This window comes from Mesorhizobium sp. M7A.F.Ca.CA.004.06.1.1, assembly GCF_003999135.1.
In the GTDB taxonomy this organism is placed as follows: domain Bacteria; phylum Pseudomonadota; class Alphaproteobacteria; order Rhizobiales; family Rhizobiaceae; genus Mesorhizobium.
This window is the reverse complement of sequence record NZ_RZPQ01000854.1, coordinates 1-2,366: the sequence shown is the minus strand read 5'-3', so window position 1 is coordinate 2,366 and position 2,366 is coordinate 1. Positions and strand designations below refer to the sequence as shown.

3 protein-coding genes and 1 pseudogene are annotated in these 2,366 nt (G+C 62.9%); all 4 read left to right on the top strand.

Annotated elements, in window-relative coordinates:
- Positions 1 to 229 (top strand): annotated as a pseudogene (locus EN906_RS31205) (arginase family protein); the annotation flags it as partial.
- Positions 226 to 1,020 (top strand): imidazole glycerol phosphate synthase subunit HisF, encoded by a 795-nt coding sequence (gene hisF / locus EN906_RS31200; RefSeq protein ID WP_164748906.1) that lies wholly within the window; start codon positions 226 to 228, stop codon positions 1,018 to 1,020. The pseudogene EN906_RS31205 and the gene hisF, both read left to right, overlap by 4 nt.
- 70 nt (positions 1,021 to 1,090) lie before the next feature.
- Positions 1,091 to 1,414: a phosphoribosyl-ATP diphosphatase gene (locus tag EN906_RS31195; RefSeq protein ID WP_127266881.1), complete on the top strand. Its 324-nt coding sequence runs from the start codon at positions 1,091 to 1,093 to the stop codon at positions 1,412 to 1,414.
- 24 nt (positions 1,415 to 1,438) lie between these two features.
- On the top strand, positions 1,439 to 2,366 hold a 928-nt coding region (gene coaA / locus EN906_RS31190), incomplete at its 3' end, for a type I pantothenate kinase (protein WP_127375646.1).

Genomic DNA, 2,366 nt, shown 5'->3' with positions numbered 1-2,366 from the left:
CGATATGGACGTGCACGATCCCCGGGAGCTGCAGGCCAACCGCTATATCACTTCGGGCGGGCCGAGCCCGGAACAGTTGCGCGATGCCACGTGCGCCATCGCGCTGGCGGTGCCGATCGTCGGCATCACCGTTTCCGCCTACGACCCGGCCTTCGACGCCCAGGCCGATGTTCCGCCGCAGGTCGGCCAGTTGCTGAACGATCTCATCGCCACGATAGAGGGCCGCTGATGCTGAAAGCCCGTGTCATCCCCTGTCTCGACGTCAAGAACGGCCGTGTCGTCAAGGGCGTCAACTTCGTCGATCTCGTCGACGCCGGCGATCCGGTCGAGGCGGCCAAGGCCTATGACGCGGCCGGCGCCGACGAACTCTGCTTCCTCGACATCACCGCTTCGTCGGACAATCGCGAGACCATCTTCGACGTTATCGCACGTACCGCCGAACAATGCTTCATGCCGCTGACCGTTGGCGGCGGCGTGCGCCAGGTCGCCGATATCAGGAAGCTGCTTTTGGCCGGCGCCGACAAGGTGTCGATCAACACGGCCGCGGTGAAGAACCCGGATTTCGTTGCGGAGGCCGCCGACAAGTTCGGCAACCAGTGCATCGTCGTCGCCATCGACGCCAAGAAGGTGTCGGGCACCAGTGAGACCGACCGCTGGGAGATCTTCACTCATGGCGGCCGCGAAAAGACCGGCATCGACGCGGTCGAATTCGCCCGGAAAATGGTCGATCGCGGCGCCGGCGAGATCCTGCTGACCTCGATGGATCGGGACGGCACCAAGGCCGGCTACGACATCGCGCTGACCCGCGCGATATCAGACGCCGTGCGCGCGCCGGTGATCGCCTCCGGCGGCGTCGGCACGCTCGACCACATGGTCGAAGGCATTCGCGACGGCCATGCCGGCGCGGTGCTGGCCGCGTCCATTTTCCATTTCGGCACCTACACGATAGCGCAGGCCAAGGCGCATATGGCCGCCGCCGGCCTGCCGATGCGGCTGGACTCTGTGAATAATCGGCCCTAAAGCATGATCCCGAAAAGTGGGAACCGGTTTTCGGAAAAGATCATGCTTAAACAAGCAGATAGATGACGCCATGACCGAGTTTTCGCTTTCCGATCTGGAAAAAATCATTGGGGAACGCGCCCATTCAGGAGATCCGGATTCGTGGACGGCAAAATTGTTCGCGCGCGGCATCGACAAGGCGGCGCAGAAGCTCGGCGAGGAGGCCGTCGAGACGGTGATTGCCGCCGTCAGGGGCGACAAACCGGCCATCGTTTCAGAAAGCGCCGATCTTATGTATCATTGGCTCGTCGTTCTCGGCCTCTCGGGAGTTTCGCTGAGCGACGTGCTCAGGGAACTCGAAGGCCGCACCCGGCGTTCGGGCATCGCCGAGAAGGCGTCACGGCCCAAGGGCTGACCGCGAGGAAGGGCAGGTATCTCGATGGATCAGCTCGCGCCGACCGAGAAGTATTCCCCCTTTCGCTTCTTCTCCGCCGAGCAATGGTCGCAATTCCGCGCCGATACCCCACTGACGCTGAGCGCGGACGAATTCCGCCGCCTGCGCTCGCTCAACGATCCGGTCGATCTCGAGGAGGTCACGCGCATCTATCTGTCGCTGTCGCGGCTGTTGTCGGCGCATGTCGAAGCGAGCCAGCTGCTGTTTCGGCAACGCCAGGCCTTCTTCAACGCGGTCGACGTGGTCAAGACACCGTTCATCATCGGCATTGCCGGTTCGGTCGCCGTCGGCAAATCGACCACCGCACGCGTGCTGAAGGAACTGCTGGCGCGCTGGCCGTCGAGCCCCAAGGTCGATCTCATCACCACCGACGGCTTCCTGCTGCCCAACGAGGTCCTGCGCCGCGAGAACCTGATGGAGCGCAAGGGTTTCCCCGACAGCTACGATGTGGGCGCGCTGCTGCGCTTCCTGTCGGGCATCAAGTCGGCGCTGCCCGATGTCCGCGCGCCGGTCTATTCGCACCTGACTTATGACGTCATTCCTGGCGAGTTCGTCACCATCGACCGGCCCGACATATTGATCTTCGAAGGCATCAATGTCCTGCAGCCCGGCAAGCTGCCGCAGGACGGCAAGATCGTCCCTTTCCTGTCGGACTTCTTCGACTTCGCCATCTACATCGATGCCGACGAGAAGCTGATCCACAACTGGTACATTTCCCGCTTCATGCGGCTGCGTGAGACCGCCTTCCGCAACCCGGACTCCTTCTTTCACCGCTATTCGCAGCTGTCGGAGAGTTCGGCGCGCGCCATCGCCGAAGGCCTGTGGACCAACATCAATTTGAAGAATCTGCGCGAGAACATCCTGCCGACGCGGGCCCGCGCCGACTTGATCCTGCGCAAAGGCGCCGACCACC

Bases quoted from the DNA above. Each gene is read 5' to 3' on its own strand.
- EN906_RS31195 (WP_127266881.1), top strand. From the start codon at position 1,091: ATGACCGAGTTTTCGCTTTCCGATCTGGAAAAAATCATTGGGGAACGC.